Raw genomic sequence first — 18,011 nt, 5'->3', positions numbered from 1 at the left:
GACACTTGAAGCATGATGTTCGACTGGCGGCGCGTGGCGGCCGTGTGATCGGTTCGGTGGTTCTGGCCGCATTGGCGGCAAGCGCGATCGCGCAGACCGTGCCCCCCAAGCGTGCACAGGGCAGGCCAGCCCCGGCTCAGGCTGCCCCTGCCCAGGCTCAGGCTGCCCAGGCTCAGGCGGCGCCGACCGGTTCGGGCCAGACGGTCCAGGATCAGAGCGTGCCGGACAATACCGGCCTCGACATCCCGACCAATCTCCAGATTTTCGGCAAGGTCGATCCGAACGTTCGCAAGCCGACCGCGATCGTCAACGATACGGTGATCACCGGCACCGACGTCGACCAGCGCGTCTCGCTGGTGGCGATGGCGAACGAGGCGAAGCTCTCGCCGGAAGATCGCGAGCGGCTCAAGCTGCAGGTGCTCCGCCAGCTGATCGACGAAACGCTTCAGATCCAGGAAGCGAAGACCGCCGACATCACGATCACCCCTGCCGAGCTGACGCAGAGCTACGACGCGGTGTCGAAGCGGTTCAACCGCACGCCGGTCGCGATGCGCGCGTTCCTGCGCGAGTCCGGGTCGTCCGAGCGGTCGCTCAAGCGCCAGATCGAAGGCGAGCTCGCCTGGCAGCGCTATCTGCGTCGCCGTGTCGAGCCGTTCGTCAACGTCGGTGACGAGGAGGTGAAGTCGATCATCGACCGTCTTCAGGCCGCCAAGGGCACCGACGAGTTCAACCTCAAGGAAATCTATCTCGCGGCGACGCCGGCGAACAGCCAGCAGGTCTATGCGAACGCCAAGCAGATCCTGCAGGAAATCCAGAAGGGCGCACAGCCATTCGAATATTACGCGCGCCAGTTCTCGGAAGCGTCGACGCGTGCGGTCGGTGGCGATCTCGGCTGGATCCGTGCGGCGACCTTGCCGGCGCAGTTGGCCGAAGCCGCAACGACGATGCAGGTCGGCCAGGTGGCTGGACCTATCGAGGTCTCGGGTGGCTATTCGATCCTGTATCTGACCGACAAGCGACAGGTGCTGACCGCCGATCCGCGTGATGCGAAACTCAGTCTTAAGCAGCTGACGTTGCGCTTCCCGCCGAACACCAACCAGGCACAGGCGACCGCGCGTGCGCAGGCGTTCGCCAAGGCGACGCAGGAGTTGCGTGGCTGTGGTACCGTCGAGAAGGTGGCGGCCGGGATCGGCGCCGACGTGGTCGACAACGATACGGTCCGGATCCGCGACCTTCCGCCGCAGCTTCAGGAAGTGATGCTGAAGCTCCAGGTCGGCGAGTCGAGCCCGCCGTTCGGTTCCGCGGAACAGGGCGTTCGCGCGCTGGTGCTGTGCGGTCGCGACGAGGCGGCTGGCGGTTCGGTACCGAACTCCGAGCAGATCCAGGGGCAGCTCGAACAGCAGCGCGTCAATCTGCGCGCCCAGCAGAAGCTGCGCGATCTGCGGCGCGACGCCGTGGTCGAATATCGGTGATCGCGGCATGACGCGCGTTCAGCCGCTGGCGGTGTCGATGGGCGATCCTGCCGGGATCGGGCCCGAGATCATCGCCAAGGCCTGGGACGCGCGTGAGGCGCACTGCCTGCCGCCGTTCGTCGCGGTCGGTGATGCGCGGGCGATCGAGCGAGTCTGGGCGGGACCGATCGCACGGATCGCTGATCTGAGCGCAGCGGCAGCGGTTTTTGGCGAGGCGTTGCCGGTGCTGACCGTGGGCGACGCGGGTGCGATAGTACCTGGTGAACCCGATGCGGATGGCGCCCGGTGTGCGCTGCACTCACTGGAGTTGGCGGTCGGACTGGTTCGTACCGGCGCGGCGCGTGCGCTGGTGACGGGGCCGGTGTCGAAGTCACAGCTGTATGCGATCGGCTTCAGTCATCCTGGGCAGACCGAATTCGTGGCCGAGCGCTACGGGGTTGCGGGCGACAATGCGGTGATGATGCTCGCCGGACCATCGCTGAAGGTGGTGCCGATCACGACTCACGTGCCGCTCAAGGACGTGTCCGCACTGCTGACCGTCGACCTGATCGTCGCCAAGGCGCGTGCGACCGCCCGCGGCCTGCTGCGAAACTTCGGGATCGAGAACCCACGGCTCGCCTTCGCCGGGTTCAATCCGCATGCTGGCGAACAGGGTGCGCTTGGCCGAGAGGAGATCGAGATCATCGCGCCGGCGATCGCGATCCTGCGCGAAGAAGGCATCGACGCGACCGGGCCGTTCGCGGCGGACACGATGTTCCACCCGCGGGCGCGTGCAACCTATGACGTCGTCATGTGCTGCTATCACGACCAGGCGCTGGTGCCCTTAAAGACGATTCATTTCGACGAGGGCGTGAACATGACGCTGGGCCTGCCAATCGTGCGGACCTCGCCCGATCACGGCACCGCGTTTGCGATCGCCGGCAAGAACCTTGCCGAGCCGGGCGCGATGATCGCGGCGATCGCGATGGCGGGCGAAGCGGCGGACCGGCGCGCGCAGACCGCTGCCCAGTCGTGAGCGAGGCTGCAGTGACGGAGCTTCCCCCGCTGCGCGAGGTAATCGCGCGTTATGGACTGAATGCGAGCAAGGCGCTCGGGCAGAACTTCCTGTTCGACGGGCAGTTGCTCAAGCGGATCGCGGCGGTGCCGGGCAATTTGCAGGATGCCGAGGTGCTCGAAGTGGGGCCCGGTCCTGGTGGCCTGACGCGCGCGCTGCTCGCGGCGGGTGCGCGGGTGACGGCGATCGAGCGTGACCGGCGGTGTATTCCTGCGCTGGCGGAGCTTGACGAGGCGTATCCGGGGCGGCTGCGGGTGATCGAGGGCGACGCGATGGAGATCGATGCGCCTGCGCTGTTCGAGGGCAAGCCGCATATCGTGTCTAACCTCCCGTACAATATCGGCACGGCGTTGCTGGTCGGGTGGCTGTCGACGTCGTGGCTGCCATGGTGGCAGTCGTGCACGCTGATGTTCCAGAAGGAAGTCGCCGAGCGGATCGTCGCAAAAACCAACGACGATCATTACGGGCGACTGGCTGTGCTGGCACAGTGGCGCTCGACCGCGCGGATCGCGATGCCCGTGCACCGGTCGGCGTTCACGCCGCCGCCGAAGGTTATGTCCGCGGTGGTGCATCTGGTGCCGGTGGAAGCGCCCGAGAGCGTGAACTTCGCTGTGCTCGAGCGGCTGACGGGCGCGGCGTTCGGGCAGCGGCGGAAGATGCTGCGGCAGAGTTTGAAGGGCGTGCCGGGCGCTCTCGATGCGCTGGAGCGGATCGGGGTGGAGGCTACGCGTCGGGCCGAGACGCTGTCGGTCGAGGATTTCGTGGCGTTGGCGAAGGCCGTCGGCTGATCTTCTCCCCTCCCTGAAAGGGAGGGGTCGGGGGTGGGTCGGCTTCCGTATGAGGTGACGGTGGCGACGCAAGCTGGCCTACCCACCCCCTACCCCTCCCTTTCAGGGAGGGGAGCGCGTTAATCCTTGGCGGCTACCGGGGTCTTCTCGACTTGAGCCGTGGCGATCGGCGGGCCCTTGGCGATCACTGCCGCGAGTTGTGTAGCCTCAGGGCAGACGCCCTTGCAGAGCGTACGGATCTTCACGAGGTTATCCTTCGCGCGGACCACGGCACCCTTTGCGACCAGTGCCTCGCCCTGCCCTTTCAACGCGGCGACGTCGTTCGGCTCCAGCAGCAAGGCCTCGCGGTACAGGCGGATCGCCTTGCCTGGCAGGTCACGCGTTTCAGCGACGCGTGCCAGCAGGAGGAATGCGGCTCGGTTGCGCGGATCGACTGCGACCGACGTTTCGAGCACATCCGTTGCGCCGTCGAGATTGCCCGCCGTCATCAGCGAACGCCCCTGCGCCAACAACTGCATCGACCGCGCGTCGATCTGGGCGTCGGGGCGTTGCCCGCTGAGCGAAGTCGACACGCATACGACGGTCAGCGCGGCGGCAAGGGCAACGGACGAAAAACGCATCATCGTCTCCAGGCGGGATACAGGTTTGGCCGTAAGTTGAGCCATAGGTCGGCTGGCTAGCACGCAGCCCGGAGGCGCGCGACAAAAAAGCCGTCGGTGCCGTCCCGGCCGGGTTCGAGGCGGACGCCGTGGCCGTGCTTCGCGCCGGCGGGGAGCGACAGGGCTTCCGTGGTCCAGCCGGGATGCGCGTTGAGGAACCAAGTAACCTGGTCGGTGCCCTCGGCGTCGAGCAGCGAGCAGACGATATAGACGAGCGCGCCGCCGGGCTTGACCAGCGTGGCGGCCACGGAGAGCACCTGCTGCTGCGTCGATTGCAGCCGCGAGACGCGGTCGGGGGTTAGCCGCCAGCGTGCCTCGGGGTTACGCCGCCACGTGCCGGTGCCCGAGCAGGGTGCGTCGACCAGCACGCCATCGGCGCGACCGGCCCATTCGCTGAGCGCCTCGATCTCGCGCGTCGGGTTGAGCAGGCGGCTCTCGACGATCGTTGCACCGGCGCGGGTAGCGCGCGGGGCGAGCCGCGAAAGGCGGTTGCGGTCGGTGTCGCAGGCGAGGATCACGCCTTCGTTCTGCATCGTCGCGGCGAGTGCGAGCGTCTTGCCACCGGCGCCGGCGCAGAGATCGACGATGCGTTCGCCGGGCTTCGCCTGCATCGCGAGGCCGACGAGCTGGCTGCCTTCGTCCTGCACCTCGAGCGCGCCTTCGTTGAAGAGCGGGAGTGCTTCGACGTTGGTGCCGGTCGGGAGGCGGATGCCATCCGGGGCGTGCGGGGTGGCTTCGGCGTCGGGGAGTGCGGCGAGGACGGTGGCGCGGTCGGCGATCAGCGTGTTGACGCGCAGATCGAGCGTGGCGCGGCCGGCTAGGTCTGTAAGGGCGGCACCGTCGAGGCCGGAGGCCCGGAGGGCCTTGGACAGCCACTGCGGTGCGACGCCCGCGCGGGCGCGCGGTTCGTCCTTGGCGATCGGGGCGGGCGCATGGGTGGAGCCGTCGAAGGTTGCCGCCACTTGCGGGTCGGCGTCAGCGACGAGCAGCATTGCAGCGCGACCGCCTTCGGGGCGGTCGCCGGCCGTGCGGATCGCGGCGTAGACGAGGTCTCGGACCGCGCGGCGATCCTTCGAGCCGGCGTAGCGGCGGGTCTGGAAATAGCGCGCGATCAGCGTGTCGGCGGCGGCGCCGGACTCGCGGGCGGCGGCGATGATCTGGTCGAGGAGTTCGATCGCGGCCTGGGTGCGTGCTGGGGGAGTCACTTGTTGGCTCCAGTTTGCAGGTAGAGCGGGAGGGTTTGGTACGGAGTGTTCGTCATCATCCCCTCCCCTAGCCCCTCCCGCGGGCGGGAGGGGAATAATTTCGGGACCCCGCCTCCAGGGGCTCGGCCCTTCCCTTCGTCATCCCGGCGAACGCCGGGACCCATGGACATGGTGGACCCGGCGATAGCGTGTAACCACCACCCGGCACGCAACCATGGGTCCCGGCGTTCGCCGGGATGACGGAGGAAGGCGGCAGGACGACGGATGGCGGCGGTAGTCTGTGAGTTAGCCTGCGGCCTGTGGAGAACCGCCACGGCACATATCGTCCGTCATCCCCGCGCAGGCGCGGATCCATATCCTTGAACGATTGCGATCTTACCGCGACGTCAGCCAGTATGGGTTCCCACCTTCGCGGGAATGACGGAAAGCGGGGGCAAGCCGCAACCCGCTCCCCTCCCTGGAAGGGAGGGGTTGGGGGTGGGTTGGCCCGCTATAGCCACCATCGGACGAGCTTGCCGGAAACCAACCCACCCCCGGCCCCTCCCTTCCAGGGAGGTGGGAAGTGCCCTTAGCGCGTCGGGTAGTTCGGCGCCTCTCGCGTGATCGTCACGTCGTGGACATGGCTCTCCATCAAGCCGGCACCGGTGATCTGCACGAACTCCGCACGAGCCTGGAGATCCGGGATCGTCGCCGAGCCGGTATAGCCCATCGCCGCCTTGATGCCGCCGACGAGCTGGTGAACGACATCCCTCGCCGGGCCCTTGTACGCAACTTGGCCCTCGATACCCTCCGGCACGAGCTTCAGCTGATCCTTGATGTCACCCTGGAAATAGCGATCCGCCGACCCGCGGCCCATCGCGCCGACCGAGCCCATGCCGCGGTAGGATTTGTATGCCCGCCCCTGGTACAGGAACGTCTCGCCAGGTGCCTCGTCGGTGCCCGCGAGCAGCGAGCCGATCATCACGGTCGATGCGCCGGCAGCGAGCGCCTTGGCCATGTCGCCCGAGGTGCGGATGCCGCCGTCGGCAATCACCGGCACGCCAGCCTTGTGGCCAGCCTCGGCGCAATCCATCACCGCGGTAAGCTGCGGCACGCCGACGCCGGCGACCACCCGCGTCGTGCAGATGGAGCCGGGGCCAATGCCGACCTTGATCCCGTCCGCGCCCGCACCGATCAGCGCGCGCGTCGCTTCGCCGGTCGCGACGTTGCCCGCCACCACCTGCACCGAGTTCGACAGCTTCTTCACCCGCTCGACCGCACGGCCGACGTCGCGGTTATGGCCGTGCGCGGTATCGATCACGATCAGGTCGCAGCCAGCGTCGACCAGCTGTTCGGTCCGGTCGAAGCCCTTGTCGCCTACCGTCGTCGCCGCCGCCACGCGCAGGCGGCCCGCCTCGTCCTTGGTGGCATCGGGGAACATCACCGCCTTCTCGATGTCCTTGACGGTGATCAGACCGACGCAGCGATACTGCGCATCGACGACCAGCAGCTTCTCGATGCGGCGGGCGTGGAGCAGGCGGCGTGCCTCTTCCTTGCCGACTTCGGTCGAGACGGTGGCGAGGTTCTCGTGCGTCATCAGCTCGCTGACGGGCTGTTTTGGATCGCCCGCAAAACGCACGTCGCGGTTGGTGAGGATGCCGACGAGCTTACCGTCCGCCTCAACCACCGGTATCCCGCTGATCCGGTGGCCGGACATGAGTGCCTGCGCCTCGCCGAGAGTCGCGGTCGGCTTGATCGTGATCGGATTGACCACCATGCCAGACTCGAACCGTTTTACCTGACGGACCGCGATGACCTGCTCCTCGACGGTCAGGTTGCGGTGAAGCACGCCGATGCCGCCGAGCTGCGCCATGACAATGGCCATGTCGGCTTCGGTGACGGTGTCCATCGCGGACGAGAGGATCGGGATGTTGAGCGCGATGCCGCGCGTCAGCTGAGTCCGGGTATCGGCCTGGCTTGGCAGCACGTCCGATTCCCCCGGATACAGGAGGACGTCGTCGAAAGTGAGGCCGAGGCGGATATCCATGAGAGCTGCCGTTCCTGGGTGTGAGGTGGCGCGCCATGTAACCAAAGGCGCGGCGTACGGCTAGGCCCTGTCGCGCGCGACGTGCTATAGCGGTGCGATACACGGATGGGGATGTTCGATGGGCTTGACCGTTGCCGCACTCTTATTGGCGCTAGTGCTGCTGTACCTCTTCACCAGCATCAAGATCGTCCACCAGGGCTATCAATACACGATCGAGCATTTCGGCCGCTTCACGACGGTCGCCCGGCCCGGCTTCAATTTTTACCCCGCGTTCTTCTACCGCGTCGGTCGGAAAGTGAACATGATGGAGCAGGTGATCGACATCCCCGGCCAGGAGATCATCACCAAGGACAATGCGATGATCTCGACCGACGGGGTCGTGTTCTTCCAGGTGCTCGACTCGGCCAAGGCGGCGTACGAGGTGTCGGACCTGTACCAGGCGCTGTTGCAGCTCACGACGACCAACCTGCGCACGGTGATGGGCTCGATGGACCTCGACGAGACGCTGTCGAAGCGCGACGAGATCAATGCGCGGCTGTTGAACGTCGTCGATCATGCGACGACGCCTTGGGGCGTGAAGATCACGCGGGTGGAGATCAAGGACATTCGGCCGCCGGCCGACATCGTCAACGCGATGGGGCGGCAGATGAAGGCCGAGCGCGAGAAGCGGGCCAACATCCTGGATGCCGAGGGTTCGCGGGCTTCCGAAATCTTGCGTGCCGAGGGGCAGAAGCAGGCGCGAATCCTCGAGTCCGAAGGGCGCAAGGAATCGGCGTTCCGCGATGCCGAGGCGCGTGAGCGGGCGGCGGTTGCGGAGGCTTCGGCGACGCGCGCGGTGTCGCAGGCGATCGAGGAGGGTGGCGCGCAGGCGATCAACTATTTCATCGCGCAGAAATATGTCGAGGCGATCGGCAAGTTCGCGACCTCGCCCAATGCGAAGACGATCCTGTTCCCGGTCGAAGCGACCCAGTTGATGGGGACTCTTGGCGGGATCGGCGAGTTGGCGAAGGATGCGTTGCGCGATGCGACCGCGTCTCCGCCGGCCAAGCCCGAGCCGCGGAAGGGTCCGTTCGAGTTGCCGAAAAGCTGATGGACGCGATCGGGGCGACTGGCGCCTGGCTGATCGCAGCGCTGGTGCTGGGGATCGCCGAGCTGGCGGTGCCGGGGGTGTTCCTGGTGTTTCTCGCGATCGCTGCGGCAGTGACCGGGGTGGCGGTGTTCGTGTTGCCGGACTTGCCGGTGGCGGCGCAGTTGGCGGCGTTTGGGGTCTGGAGCGCGGTTACCGTGCTGATCGGGAAGCGCTGGTATCGGGATTATCCGGTGGAGGGCGGCGATCCGATGTTGAATGATCGCTCTGCGCGGCTGGTGGGCCAAATCGTGGTGGTGGAGGCCGCGCTGACAGGCGGGCGCGGTCGGGTACTGGTGGGCGACGGGAGTTGGCCGGCTCGAGGAGAAGATGCTGAGGTCGGGACGCGCGTTCGGGTAACGGTGGTTATCGACGGCGAGGTGGTGGTGGAGCCGCTTTAGTAAGCCTCCATGCTGAGGAGGTCCGCGCTACCTGCTCCCCTCCCTGGAAGGGAGGGGTTGGGGGTGGGTCGGCTTCCGTATGAGGTGACGGCAGCGACTCGAGCCGGCCTACCCACCCCCGGCCCCTCCCATCAGGGAGGGCGGGTCTTCGGACCCCTCTCCCTTGGGGAGAGGGAAGCCGCGTAGCGGCGAGGGTGAGGGCACGCGGTACCACGTGCCCTCACCTTCCCACCCGACTTCGTCGTGTGGGCCCCTTCCTCTCCCCGAGGGGAGAGGAGTTTAGGCCGTCTCTCTCACCTTTGGCGCTGCCTGCCGGACGCCTTCGTCGACATGCTCGGCGAACTGGGCGAAGTTCTCGACGAACAGGTCGACCAGCCTGGCCGCAGTCGCATCGTACGCGCCCTTGTCAGCCCAAGTCGTCCGCGGATCGAGAATGGCGGTGTCGACGCCCGGTACGCTCACCGGCACCTGGAACCCGAAGTTCGGGTCCGTGCGGAACTCGGCATCATTCAGGCTCCCGTCGAGCGCGGCGTTCAGCAGCGCCCGTGTGGCCTTGATCGGCATGCGGTTGCCGACGCCGTATTTGCCGCCGGTCCAGCCGGTGTTGACCAGCCAGCAATCGACGCCGCCCTTCGCGATCCGCTCCTTGAGCAGATTGCCGTAGACCGACGGATGCCGCGGCATGAACGGCGCGCCGAAGCAGGTCGAGAAGGTCGCATCCGGCTCGGTCACGCCGATCTCGGTCCCCGCGACTCGCGCCGTGTATCCGGAGAGGAAGTGGTACATCGCCTGATCGGGTGTCAGCTTTGCGATCGGCGGCAGCACGCCGTACGCATCCGCGGTCAGCATGACGATGTTGCGCGGCACCGGCCCCATGTTCTCGGCCGAGGCATTCGGAATGAAGTCGATCGGATAGGCACCGCGGCTGTTCTCGGCGAGCGTGTGATCGTCGAGGTCGAGCAGCCGCGTCGCCGGGTCCATCACGACGTTCTCGAGCACCGTGCCGAACCGCTTCGTCGTCGCGAAGATCTCCGGCTCGGCGTCGGCGGAGAGGCGGATCATCTTGGCGTAGCACCCGCCCTCGAAATTGAAGACGGCGGTGTCGGACCAGCCATGCTCGTCGTCGCCGATCAGCGTCCGGCTGGCGTCAGCCGAAAGGGTGGTCTTGCCGGTGCCCGACAGGCCGAAGAACACCGCGGTGTCGCCGTTCGCGCCCATGTTCGCCGAGCAGTGCATCGGCATCACGCCAGTCGGCGGGAGGAGGTAGTTGAGCAGCCCGAACACCGACTTCTTCATCTCGCCGGCATATTTCGTGCCGCCGATCAGGATCAGCTTGTCGGTGAAGTTCACCGCGATCACCGTCTCGCTGCGGCAACCGTGACGCGCGGGATCGGCGCGGAAGCTCGGCAGGTCGACGATCGTGTAGTCCGCGACGAAGTCCTTCAGCGCCGCCTGTTCGGGCCGAACCAGCATCGTCTGGATGAAGAGGTTATGCCAGGCGAGTTCGGTGACGACGCGGACGTTGACGCGGTGATCGGCCTGCGACCCGCCGTACAAATCCTGGACGAACAGCTCGTCCTTGGCGGCCAGTGAGGCGAAGAAATCCTCCTTCAGTGCGGCGAAATGCGCAGGCTCCATCGCCTTGTTGCTCTTGCCCCACCAGACCGTCGCGTCGGTCTCGGCATCGCGGACGATGAACTTGTCCTGCGCCGAGCGGCCGGTATGCGCGCCGGTCTCGACCACCAGTGGCCCGTCGGCGGACAGCGTCCCCTCGCCCCGCTCCAGCGCCGCCTCGACGAGCTGCGCGGTGACCAGGTTCCAGTGTAGATTGGCGCGGGTTTCGATCCCCTGCGCGGATAGGCCGACGGCCGGAATACGCTGGCTCGACACGGGCTCTCTCTCCTAAGTTTTATCGCATACGTATGTATGTCGTTGCTCCCGGCTGTACGGGGCGGCTTTCCGCCGGTCAAATACGCCGACAGGCAACGCTGTCCCGATACGGCTCTAGTTGAGTGCCGCCCCGGTTTGCCCTACGCCGACACGCCAACGACCGAGGCAAAGCTCCCCAGATGACGGCAACGATCGCGCTGGTCGACGACGACCGCAACATCCTGACTTCCGTGTCGATCGCGCTGCAGACCGAAGGCTTCGTCACGCGCGTCTATTCGGACGGCGAGACCGCGTTGAAGGCGCTGACCGACAACCCTCCGGACCTCGCGGTATTCGACATCAAGATGCCGCGGATGGACGGGCTCGAACTGCTCCGCCGGCTGCGCGAGAAGAGCCAGATCCCGGTGATCTTCCTGACCAGCAAGGACGACGAGCTCGACGAGGCGCTGGGGCTGGCGATGGGCGCGGACGACTATATCGCCAAGCCATTCTCGCAGCGCCTGCTGATCGCGCGTATCCGCGCGATCCTGCGCCGAACCGAACTGACGCAGTCGCCGGGCACCGAGACCGAGGCGGAAGCCGCCGGCCCGCTCGATCGAGGACGCCTCAGCATGGACCCGGCACGGCATCGGACGTTGTGGGGCGGCGAGCCGGTCACGCTGACCGTGACCGAGTTCATGATCCTCGAGACGCTCGCGCAGCGTCCCGGCATCGTCAAGACGCGCAACCAGTTGATGGATGCGGCGTACCAAGACGATATCTATGTCGACGACCGGACCATCGACAGCCACATAAAGCGACTCCGCCGCAAATTCAGGCAGGTCGATCCCGCCTTCGACGCTATCGAGACATTATATGGTGCCGGGTATCGATTTTCTGAGGAATGAGCTGGGCGTCGACGGCCGCGACCTCACGCTGCGCTGGTCGGGGCAAATATCGCTCACCCGGCGCATCCTGGCCGTCAACATCTTCGCGCTGCTGCTGCTGGCAGGCGGGTTCTTCTATCTCGATTCCTACCGCAGCCGGGTCGTCGACAACCGCGTTGCGCAGACGGCGCGTGAGGCACGGCTGATCGGCGAGGCGATCGCCGCGGTCGATCCGGCGTTGCGCGATCCGTTGGTGGTCAGGCTCGCGCGCGATACGGGGGCGCGGATCCGGTTGTTCGATCCGGCAGGACGGACGATCGTCGACAGCCGCGTGCTGGGGCTGCGCAACTTCGTGCTGATGGACCCCGACAAGGAAGATTGGGACCAGACGATCGCCCGCTTCCTCGACGCGGCGATCGACGTGATCGTGATGGCCCCCCGCCCCCCGCTTTACCGCGAGCGTAGCGGCGCGCAGCAATGGCCCGACGTCGCGGTAGTCCGCGGACGCCGCCTCGTCTCCACGACGGTGTGGCGCGCGCCCGACCGTACGCCCGTGCTGACCGCCGCCGCGCCGCTTCGCGCCGGCGGAGTGGTGATGACGACGGTCAACGCGCGCGACATCACGAAGACGGTCAGGATCGAGCGGTTCCGGCTCAGCATGGTGCTGCTGGGCGTGTCGATCGTCTCGATCCTGCTATCGCTGTTTCTTGCCCGCACGATCGTCCGCCCGCTCCGCCGCCTTGCACGGGCGGCAGTCCGCGTCCGCCTGGGCCGGGCGCGTGAAGTCGTGGTGCCTCGCCTGCCTTCGCGTCGCGACGAACTCGGAATGCTCGCGCGCGCGCTCTCCGACATGAGCCTTGCCCTCAGGGCGCGGATCGACGCGACCGAGGCGTTTGCCGCCGACGTCACGCACGAGATGAAGAACCCCCTCGCCTCGCTCCGGTCCGCGGTAGAGGGATTGTCGCGCGTGAAGGACCCGGCGCTCCAGTCGCAATTGCTCGCGATCGTCCGCGACGACGTGCATCGCCTCGACCGGTTGCTCTCGGACATTTCCGAAGCCTCGCGACTCGACGCCCAGCTCAGCCGTGCGAAGTTCGAACCGGTCGATATCCCCGCGATGATCGACGGTCTGGTCGCGCAACGCGATGCGCGCGGTATCGAGCGCGGCATCCGCCTCCGGTTCGATCGCAACCCCGGCGAGCGCGCGATCATCTTGGGCGAAGGCGCGAGGCTCGAACGCGTGTTCGAGAACCTGATCGACAACGCGCTGTCCTTCTCGCCCGACTCCGGCCTGATCGCGATCTCTGCCGTCCGCGAGGGCGAGGACCTCGTCGTCCGCGTCGAGGACGAAGGTCCGGGCGTTCCCGAAGACGCGCGCGAGGACGTATTCAAGCGTTTCCACTCGGTCCGCCCCGACAGCGAGACGTTCGGCCAGCATTCCGGGCTGGGCCTCGCGATCGCTCGTACGATCGTCGACGGCCATCAGGGCGCGATCTTCGTCGAATCGCGCGAGGACCGGTTAGATGGTGCACGCTTCGTCGTAAGGCTACCGCTCGCCGAATTGCAGGAGTAAGGACGCCTCGTGGTCGTCCCCTCCTCCGACAGGCTCCACGCCACCACGGTCGCGATCGACGGCGTGGCGGTCATGATCGAGGGCGCATCGGGATCGGGCAAGTCCGACCTCGCACTGCGCCTGATCGATCGTGGCGCGATCCTCGTCAGCGACGATCAGACGCTCGTGGTGCGTTCCGGCAAGTCGTTGGTCGCGCGCGCGCCAGCGACGATCGCAGGACGGATCGAGGTTCGGGGACTCGGCATCCTCGCCATGCCCCATGTCGAGGACGTTCCCGTCGGGCTGCTCGTCCGCGTGGATGGCGCGATCGAGCGGATGCCCGAACGCCGCGCGCGAAAGATCGCCGGGATCGACGTCCGCCAATTCGTCGTCGATCCTTTCGAAGCCTCCGCCCCGATCAAGGTCGAACTCGCATTGCGCAATCCGGAGCCATCAGCATGACGCGTTCAGAATGACTCGGCCAAAGGACATCCTGCTCGTCACCGGCATGTCCGGGGCGGGCAAGTCGACCGTCCTCAAGACGCTGGAGGATCTCGGCTGGGAGGTGGTCGACAACCTACCGCTGCTGCTGCTCGACCGGTTGCTCGCGGCGCCACTTCCCGAGGGATCGCCCAACGAGTCGCAGCCGCTCGCGATCGGCATCGGCGCCCGGACGCGCGATTTCGATCCCGAACGCATCGTCAGCCGGATCCGTGATCTCCGCGACCGTCATGGCCTCGAGATCGGGATGCTGTTCCTCGACTGTTCGGGTGCCGAACTCGAACGCCGCTATTCCGAGACCCGTCGACGTCATCCGCTGGCACTCGATCGTCCGGCGAACGATGGCATCGGCCGCGAGCGTGAACTGCTCGCGCCGTTGCGGGACTGGGCGAACCGGCTGATCGATACGACCGACATGGCCGCCAACGAACTCGCGCAACAGATCCGCGCGAGCTTTGCGGGCGGGGAACTCGGCGAACCGACGCTGTCTATCCGATCGTTCGGCTTCGCCCGCGGCCTGCCGCGCAACGCCGACCTCGTGTTCGACATGCGGTTTCTGCGCAATCCGCACTGGGATCACGACTTGCGCCCTGGCACCGGACTCGATGCCGACGTGTCCGCCTACATCATGGACGACCCCGCCTACGAAGCCGCCGTGAGCCGGATCGAAGAGTTGCTGATGCTGTTGCTGCCGCGGTACAGGGCTGAGGGCAAGTCGTACGTCACGGTCGCGTTCGGATGTACCGGAGGGAGACACCGGTCGGTCCATGTCGCCGACCGGGTGGCGCGACGGTTGCGCGACGCGGGATTTTCGCCCAGTATCGCACACCGCGACCTGGGGGCCGCTCCACAAGATGCGCTCGAAGGGTCACCGGTCGTCTTATGAGTATGAAACGCTGACATGATCGGCCTAGTTCTGGTAACGCACGGTCGATTGGCCGAGGAATTCGTTCGCGCGATGATCCACGTCGTCGGTCCGCAGGAACGCGTCGCGCCGATCGCGATCGGTCCCGACGACGACATGGAAGAGCGCCGCGCGGATATCGCCGCGGCGATCGAGGCGGTCGATGTCGGGCGCGGCGTCATTGTGCTGACCGACCTGTTCGGCGGCACTCCCTCTAATCTCGCCATCTCGCTGATGGAGCGCGGGCGGATCGAGGTGATCGCAGGGATGAACCTGCCGATGCTCATCCGGCTCGGTTCGGCGAGGAAATCGATGACCGTCGTCGCGGCGGTTGCGGCGGCGCGCGAGGCCGGGCGCAAATACATTTCGGTAGCCTCCGAGGTTCTCGGCGAGGCGGCGGCGTGAGCGAAGTTTCTCGTACCGTCCAGATTACCAACCGCCGCGGGCTTCACGCCCGCGCGAGTGCCAAGTTCGTGACGCTCGCCTCGTCGCATCCAGTCGAGGTCAGCGTGACCAAGGACGGGTCGGACCATGTCACCGGCACGTCGATCATGGGACTGATGATGCTCGGCGCGGCGATGGGCGATGCGATCACGATCAGCGCGAGCGGTGATGGCGCGGAGCAAACCGTGGCGGCGCTCGCCGAACTGGTCGAAGCGAAGTTCGGCGAGGATTGACCGTCTTTCTCCCCTCCCGCTTGCGGGAGGGGTCGGGGGAGGGCATGAGCGACGGCGTGTTTACAAACCCCTCCCCCCACCCCTCCCGCAAGCGGAAGGGGAGCTAGATGCCCCGCGAGATAACCGCCTTTTCGAACCCGCTGATCAAGTACGTCCGCGACCTGCGCGACAAACGACATCGGCGTGCGGCCAAGCAGTTCCTTGCCGAGGGCCTGCGCATCCTCACCGAGGCGCGCGAGACCGGTCGCCTGCCGCGCACGCTGTTCTACGCTGCGGCCAGCGCGAACCATCCGCTCGTCCACGCGCTGTCGATGGACGTCGAGGATGCCGGCGGCGATTCGATCCAGACCACGCCCGATATTCTCTCGAAGCTGTCCGGCAAGGATAACCCGCAGGCGGTCGTCGGCGTGTTCGATGAGTTCGACGCGACGCTCGAAGACCTCGATCGCACCGCGTCGGGCATCTGGCTGGTCGCGGAGCGCCTGCGCGATCCCGGCAATCTCGGTACGATCCTGCGCACCGGCGATGCAGTCGGCGCAGGCGGGCTGATCCTGATCGGCGAGTCCGTCGATCCGTTCTCGGTCGAGGCGGTCCGCGCCAGCATGGGAGCGCTGTTCACGATACCCGTCGTGAAGACCGAGTGGGAGCCGTTCCACACCTGGCTGCGCACCGGCCCCGGCCAGCTCGTTGGCCTCAGCCTCGACACCGACACAGACTATCGCGCGGCGACCTATACCGGCCCGACCTTCCTGCTCACCGGCAACGAAGCGCAGGGCATGCCGCCCGAGATGGCCGAGGCATGCGATGTGCTCGTCAAGATCCCGATGCTCGGCAAGGCGGACAGCCTCAATGCCGCCGTCGCGACGGCCGTGATGGCCTATGAAGTGCTGGCCCGGCAGGAAAAACCTGCCCCCCTGGCCTGAACCGTTAATTTTGCCCGATTGGCGATGCTTAGCGAGTCCGGTTCAGCTAAGGGAGAGCTACGTCGTGCGAAAGCATCGACCAGATACAAGACAGGACGATTATGGCTCGCGGTTTCGATGATGGACGAATGAAGACTGGCGTGATCCGGTCGGTGCTCGCGGCGGCCCCGCTGTTGATGGCAACCCCGTCGTTCGCGCAGGTTACGCCGCCGCCGGTCGTCCCGACCACGCCCGCAGCGATGCCGACGCCGACGCTCGCGCCACCGGTGATCACCGTGCCGCCACTCAACGACGCGCAGGCCGCGCTGCTCGACAAGCTGCTCAATGGCGACATCGTTGCGCAGGGGCTGAAGTCCGCCGCAACCGCATCGACCAGCGCGCCGAGCAAGGACGAACTCGTCCGCGCGGCGCTCGATCACGCGCGTGCGGTGCATGCCGGTCGCCTCAGCGGCGCGGATTTCGAGAAGGATTGGGGCCTGCGTCCGCCTGCCTATGATCCGACGCCTGCGTTTGCCGACGCCGTTCAGCTCGACCGGATCGCGGCATGGTTCGCGTCGCTGCCACCGCCCTATGCAGGCTATGACGGCCTGCGGAAGGGCCTCCAGAACTATCGCTCGATCGCTTCGGCGGGCGGCTGGGCGACGCTTGCCTCCGGTCCCGACTTCACGATCGGCGCGACCGGCCCTCGCGTGATCGCGTTGCGGAAACGTCTCGCTGCCGAGGACAAGGACGTCGCCACCAGTGGCGACCGGTTCGACGCGCCGCTGGTGGAGGCCGTACGCCGTGCCCAGCGTCGCTACGGGCTCAACCCCAGCGGGATCGTCTCGACGCAGACGCTCGCCGCGCTCAACGTCTCTGCGGGCGACCGGGTGCGGCAGATCATGGCGAACATGGAGCGCTGGCGTTGGCTCCCGCAGGACCTGCCGCGCGACCGTATCCAGGTGAACATCGCCGCAGCCGTGTTGACCGTGTTCGACGGCGATACGCCCGTGCAGTCGATGCGCGCGGTGACCGGACGTCCGGGCGACGAGACGCCGATGCTGTCCTCGACGATCCACAGCATCGTCATCAACCCGCCCTGGAACGTGCCGACCTCGATCGCGACCAAGGAGCTTTGGCCGAAGGAACGCGCGAATCCCGGCTATTTCAAGCGCAACGGCATCAAGGTGATCGACGGTACGCGGCTTCAGCAACAGGCCGGCGACCAGAGCGCGCTGGGCCGGTTCAAGTTCGATTTCGCCAACGACTATTCGGTCTATCTCCACGATACGCCGAGCCGTGCGAAGTTCGCGAGCTTCAGCCGACTTGCGAGCCATGGCTGCGTTCGCCTTGAAAAGCCTGCGGAACTTGCCGACCTGCTGCTCAAGGGCGATCCTGCGTGGACGCCGGAGATGGTCGACGCCGCGGTCGCCAAGGGTGACACGGTCCGCGCGCGCTTGATAAAGCCCGTATCGGTCTATCTGCTGTATTGGACCGCGTTCGCCAGCGGCAACGGCCAGATGAACTTCCGCGCCGATCCCTACAACTGGGACGGCACCCTCGCTTCCAAGATCGAGGCGCGCACCGCTCGCCAGACGATCGCCGCTCGCTGAGAGGACCAGACATGACGATGTCCACCCGCACCCGTACCGCCATCGCCGGCGGCCTGCTCGCCGTGATGGCACTGGCCGGTTGCTCGCGCTCCGAACCCGAACAGCCGCCGACGGATACCAACATGGTCGAGGACACCGGCGTGACCGAATCCGAGGCGGCCCCGGCGCCAGTCGAGGCTGCACCAGTCGAGGCGGCCCCGCCGGCGCCGGCCGTGGTCGAACCGCCGCGCGAGAAGCCGGTCGCGCCGGACGAGCAGATGCTCGACGATGCGGATGCAACCGGAATGACTTCGCGCGTTACGCGCGACGAGGCGCCGGTCGAGAACGACGTCGCACCGCAGCAGTAATCGCCGCCCTCTCGATCCTCCCTCTAGC

At 66.7% G+C, this 18,011-nt stretch carries 18 protein-coding genes; 14 read left to right on the top strand and 4 right to left on the bottom strand.

The features are described from left to right. The first annotated feature begins 5 nt into the window (after positions 1-5). The 3 genes from BM244_RS03855 to rsmA are packed head-to-tail and all read left to right on the top strand — an operon-like array spanning position 6 to position 3,314. Positions 6-1,472 carry a peptidylprolyl isomerase gene (locus tag BM244_RS03855; protein ID WP_254784255.1) on the top strand — a complete coding sequence of 489 codons (1,467 nt, stop codon included), beginning with the start codon at positions 6-8 and terminating at the stop codon, positions 1,470-1,472. A gap of 7 nt (positions 1,473-1,479) precedes the next feature. Then, a complete protein-coding gene (gene pdxA, locus BM244_RS03850) occupies positions 1,480-2,487 on the top strand; it encodes a 4-hydroxythreonine-4-phosphate dehydrogenase PdxA (RefSeq protein ID WP_093397476.1) in 1,008 nt (335 codons plus the stop codon). Positions 2,488-2,498: 11 nt separating this feature from the next. Further along, positions 2,499-3,314, top strand: coding sequence for a 16S rRNA (adenine(1518)-N(6)/adenine(1519)-N(6))-dimethyltransferase RsmA (gene rsmA, locus BM244_RS03845; RefSeq protein WP_093397475.1), 816 nt, complete (start codon positions 2,499-2,501; stop codon positions 3,312-3,314). Positions 3,315-3,433: 119 nt separating this feature from the next. Here the strand turns inward: rsmA and BM244_RS03840 are convergent, their stop codons facing one another. From BM244_RS03840 to guaB, 3 genes are all read right to left on the bottom strand, one after another. Further along, positions 3,434-3,934 carry a tetratricopeptide repeat protein gene (locus tag BM244_RS03840; protein WP_175518035.1) on the bottom strand — a complete coding sequence of 167 codons (501 nt, stop codon included), beginning with the start codon at positions 3,932-3,934 and terminating at the stop codon, positions 3,434-3,436. Positions 3,935-3,990: 56 nt separating this feature from the next. After that, positions 3,991-5,178: an RsmB/NOP family class I SAM-dependent RNA methyltransferase gene (locus BM244_RS03835; protein ID WP_093397472.1), complete on the bottom strand. Its 1,188-nt coding sequence runs from the start codon at positions 5,176-5,178 to the stop codon at positions 3,991-3,993. A gap of 568 nt (positions 5,179-5,746) precedes the next feature. Continuing rightward, positions 5,747-7,204: an IMP dehydrogenase gene (guaB, locus tag BM244_RS03830; protein ID WP_056048837.1), complete on the bottom strand. Its 1,458-nt coding sequence runs from the start codon at positions 7,202-7,204 to the stop codon at positions 5,747-5,749. A 118-nt stretch (positions 7,205-7,322) separates the two neighbouring features. Between guaB and BM244_RS03825 the strand changes: the two genes are divergently transcribed. After that, the gene (locus BM244_RS03825) at positions 7,323-8,294 is read left to right on the top strand and encodes an SPFH domain-containing protein (protein ID WP_093397470.1); all 972 of its coding nucleotides are present in this window, start codon (positions 7,323-7,325) and stop codon (positions 8,292-8,294) included. Continuing rightward, on the top strand, positions 8,294-8,731 hold the full coding sequence (locus tag BM244_RS03820) for an NfeD family protein (protein WP_093397468.1): 438 nt from the start codon (positions 8,294-8,296) through the stop codon (positions 8,729-8,731). The genes BM244_RS03825 and BM244_RS03820 overlap by 1 nt, the downstream gene beginning before the upstream one ends. A 279-nt stretch (positions 8,732-9,010) precedes the next feature. Here BM244_RS03820 and BM244_RS03815 read toward each other — a convergent pair whose 3' ends face one another. Beyond that, positions 9,011-10,621 (bottom strand): phosphoenolpyruvate carboxykinase, encoded by a 1,611-nt coding sequence (locus BM244_RS03815; protein WP_093397467.1) that lies wholly within the window; start codon positions 10,619-10,621, stop codon positions 9,011-9,013. A gap of 179 nt (positions 10,622-10,800) precedes the next feature. On the opposite strand from BM244_RS03815, the gene BM244_RS03810 reads away from it, so the two are divergent. From BM244_RS03810 to BM244_RS03770, 9 genes are all read left to right on the top strand, one after another. After that, positions 10,801-11,508 (top strand): response regulator transcription factor, encoded by a 708-nt coding sequence (locus BM244_RS03810; RefSeq protein WP_056058673.1) that lies wholly within the window; start codon positions 10,801-10,803, stop codon positions 11,506-11,508. After that, complete coding sequence (locus BM244_RS03805) at positions 11,477-13,060, top strand: sensor histidine kinase (RefSeq protein ID WP_093397465.1); 1,584 nt, start codon at positions 11,477-11,479, stop codon at positions 13,058-13,060. Before BM244_RS03810 ends, BM244_RS03805 begins: the two co-directional genes overlap by 32 nt. Positions 13,061-13,069: 9 nt before the next feature. Then, positions 13,070-13,501, top strand: a complete 432-nt coding sequence (locus BM244_RS03800; protein ID WP_093397464.1) for an HPr kinase/phosphorylase — start codon at positions 13,070-13,072, stop codon at positions 13,499-13,501. A 10-nt stretch (positions 13,502-13,511) separates the two neighbouring features. Then, positions 13,512-14,426: an RNase adapter RapZ gene (gene rapZ / locus BM244_RS03795; RefSeq protein WP_093397462.1), complete on the top strand. Its 915-nt coding sequence runs from the start codon at positions 13,512-13,514 to the stop codon at positions 14,424-14,426. A 15-nt stretch (positions 14,427-14,441) separates the two neighbouring features. Then, positions 14,442-14,849 carry a PTS sugar transporter subunit IIA gene (locus BM244_RS03790; protein WP_093397460.1) on the top strand — a complete coding sequence of 136 codons (408 nt, stop codon included), beginning with the start codon at positions 14,442-14,444 and terminating at the stop codon, positions 14,847-14,849. Beyond that, a complete protein-coding gene (locus BM244_RS03785) occupies positions 14,846-15,121 on the top strand; it encodes an HPr family phosphocarrier protein (RefSeq protein WP_093397459.1) in 276 nt (91 codons plus the stop codon). The genes BM244_RS03790 and BM244_RS03785 overlap by 4 nt, the downstream gene beginning before the upstream one ends. Before the next feature lie 107 nt (positions 15,122-15,228). Continuing rightward, positions 15,229-16,044 (top strand): TrmH family RNA methyltransferase, encoded by an 816-nt coding sequence (locus BM244_RS03780; RefSeq protein WP_093397457.1) that lies wholly within the window; start codon positions 15,229-15,231, stop codon positions 16,042-16,044. Positions 16,045-16,172: 128 nt separating this feature from the next. Next, on the top strand, positions 16,173-17,636 hold the full coding sequence (locus BM244_RS03775) for a L,D-transpeptidase family protein (RefSeq protein ID WP_093397455.1): 1,464 nt from the start codon (positions 16,173-16,175) through the stop codon (positions 17,634-17,636). A gap of 11 nt (positions 17,637-17,647) precedes the next feature. Continuing rightward, the gene (locus BM244_RS03770) at positions 17,648-17,983 is read left to right on the top strand and encodes a hypothetical protein (RefSeq protein ID WP_254784254.1); all 336 of its coding nucleotides are present in this window, start codon (positions 17,648-17,650) and stop codon (positions 17,981-17,983) included. Positions 17,984-18,011 lie beyond the last annotated feature (28 nt).

Source organism: Sphingomonas sp. OK281, from assembly GCF_900115295.1.
Lineage (GTDB): Bacteria > Pseudomonadota > Alphaproteobacteria > Sphingomonadales > Sphingomonadaceae > Sphingomonas.
Note: the sequence above shows the minus strand (reverse complement) of the source record. Positions and strands in the feature narration are given on the sequence as shown.

What these genes read in the sequence shown, in the direction of transcription:
- pdxA (WP_093397476.1), top strand. Translation starts at nt 1,480, where the DNA reads ATGACGCGCGTTCAGCCGCTGGCGGTGTCGATGGGCGATCCTGCCGGG.
- BM244_RS03840 (WP_175518035.1), bottom strand. Translation starts at nt 3,934, where the DNA reads ATGCGTTTTTCGTCCGTTGCCCTTGCCGCCGCGCTGACCGTCGTATGC.
- guaB (WP_056048837.1), bottom strand. Translation starts at nt 7,204, where the DNA reads ATGGATATCCGCCTCGGCCTCACTTTCGACGACGTCCTCCTGTATCCG.
- BM244_RS03825 (WP_093397470.1), top strand. Translation starts at nt 7,323, where the DNA reads ATGGGCTTGACCGTTGCCGCACTCTTATTGGCGCTAGTGCTGCTGTAC.
- BM244_RS03820 (WP_093397468.1), top strand. Translation starts at nt 8,294, where the DNA reads ATGGACGCGATCGGGGCGACTGGCGCCTGGCTGATCGCAGCGCTGGTG.
- BM244_RS03810 (WP_056058673.1), top strand. Translation starts at nt 10,801, where the DNA reads ATGACGGCAACGATCGCGCTGGTCGACGACGACCGCAACATCCTGACT.
- BM244_RS03805 (WP_093397465.1), top strand. Translation starts at nt 11,477, where the DNA reads ATGGTGCCGGGTATCGATTTTCTGAGGAATGAGCTGGGCGTCGACGGC.
- rapZ (WP_093397462.1), top strand. Translation starts at nt 13,512, where the DNA reads ATGACTCGGCCAAAGGACATCCTGCTCGTCACCGGCATGTCCGGGGCG.
- BM244_RS03790 (WP_093397460.1), top strand. Translation starts at nt 14,442, where the DNA reads ATGATCGGCCTAGTTCTGGTAACGCACGGTCGATTGGCCGAGGAATTC.
- BM244_RS03780 (WP_093397457.1), top strand. Translation starts at nt 15,229, where the DNA reads ATGCCCCGCGAGATAACCGCCTTTTCGAACCCGCTGATCAAGTACGTC.
- BM244_RS03775 (WP_093397455.1), top strand. Translation starts at nt 16,173, where the DNA reads ATGAAGACTGGCGTGATCCGGTCGGTGCTCGCGGCGGCCCCGCTGTTG.
- BM244_RS03770 (WP_254784254.1), top strand. Translation starts at nt 17,648, where the DNA reads ATGACGATGTCCACCCGCACCCGTACCGCCATCGCCGGCGGCCTGCTC.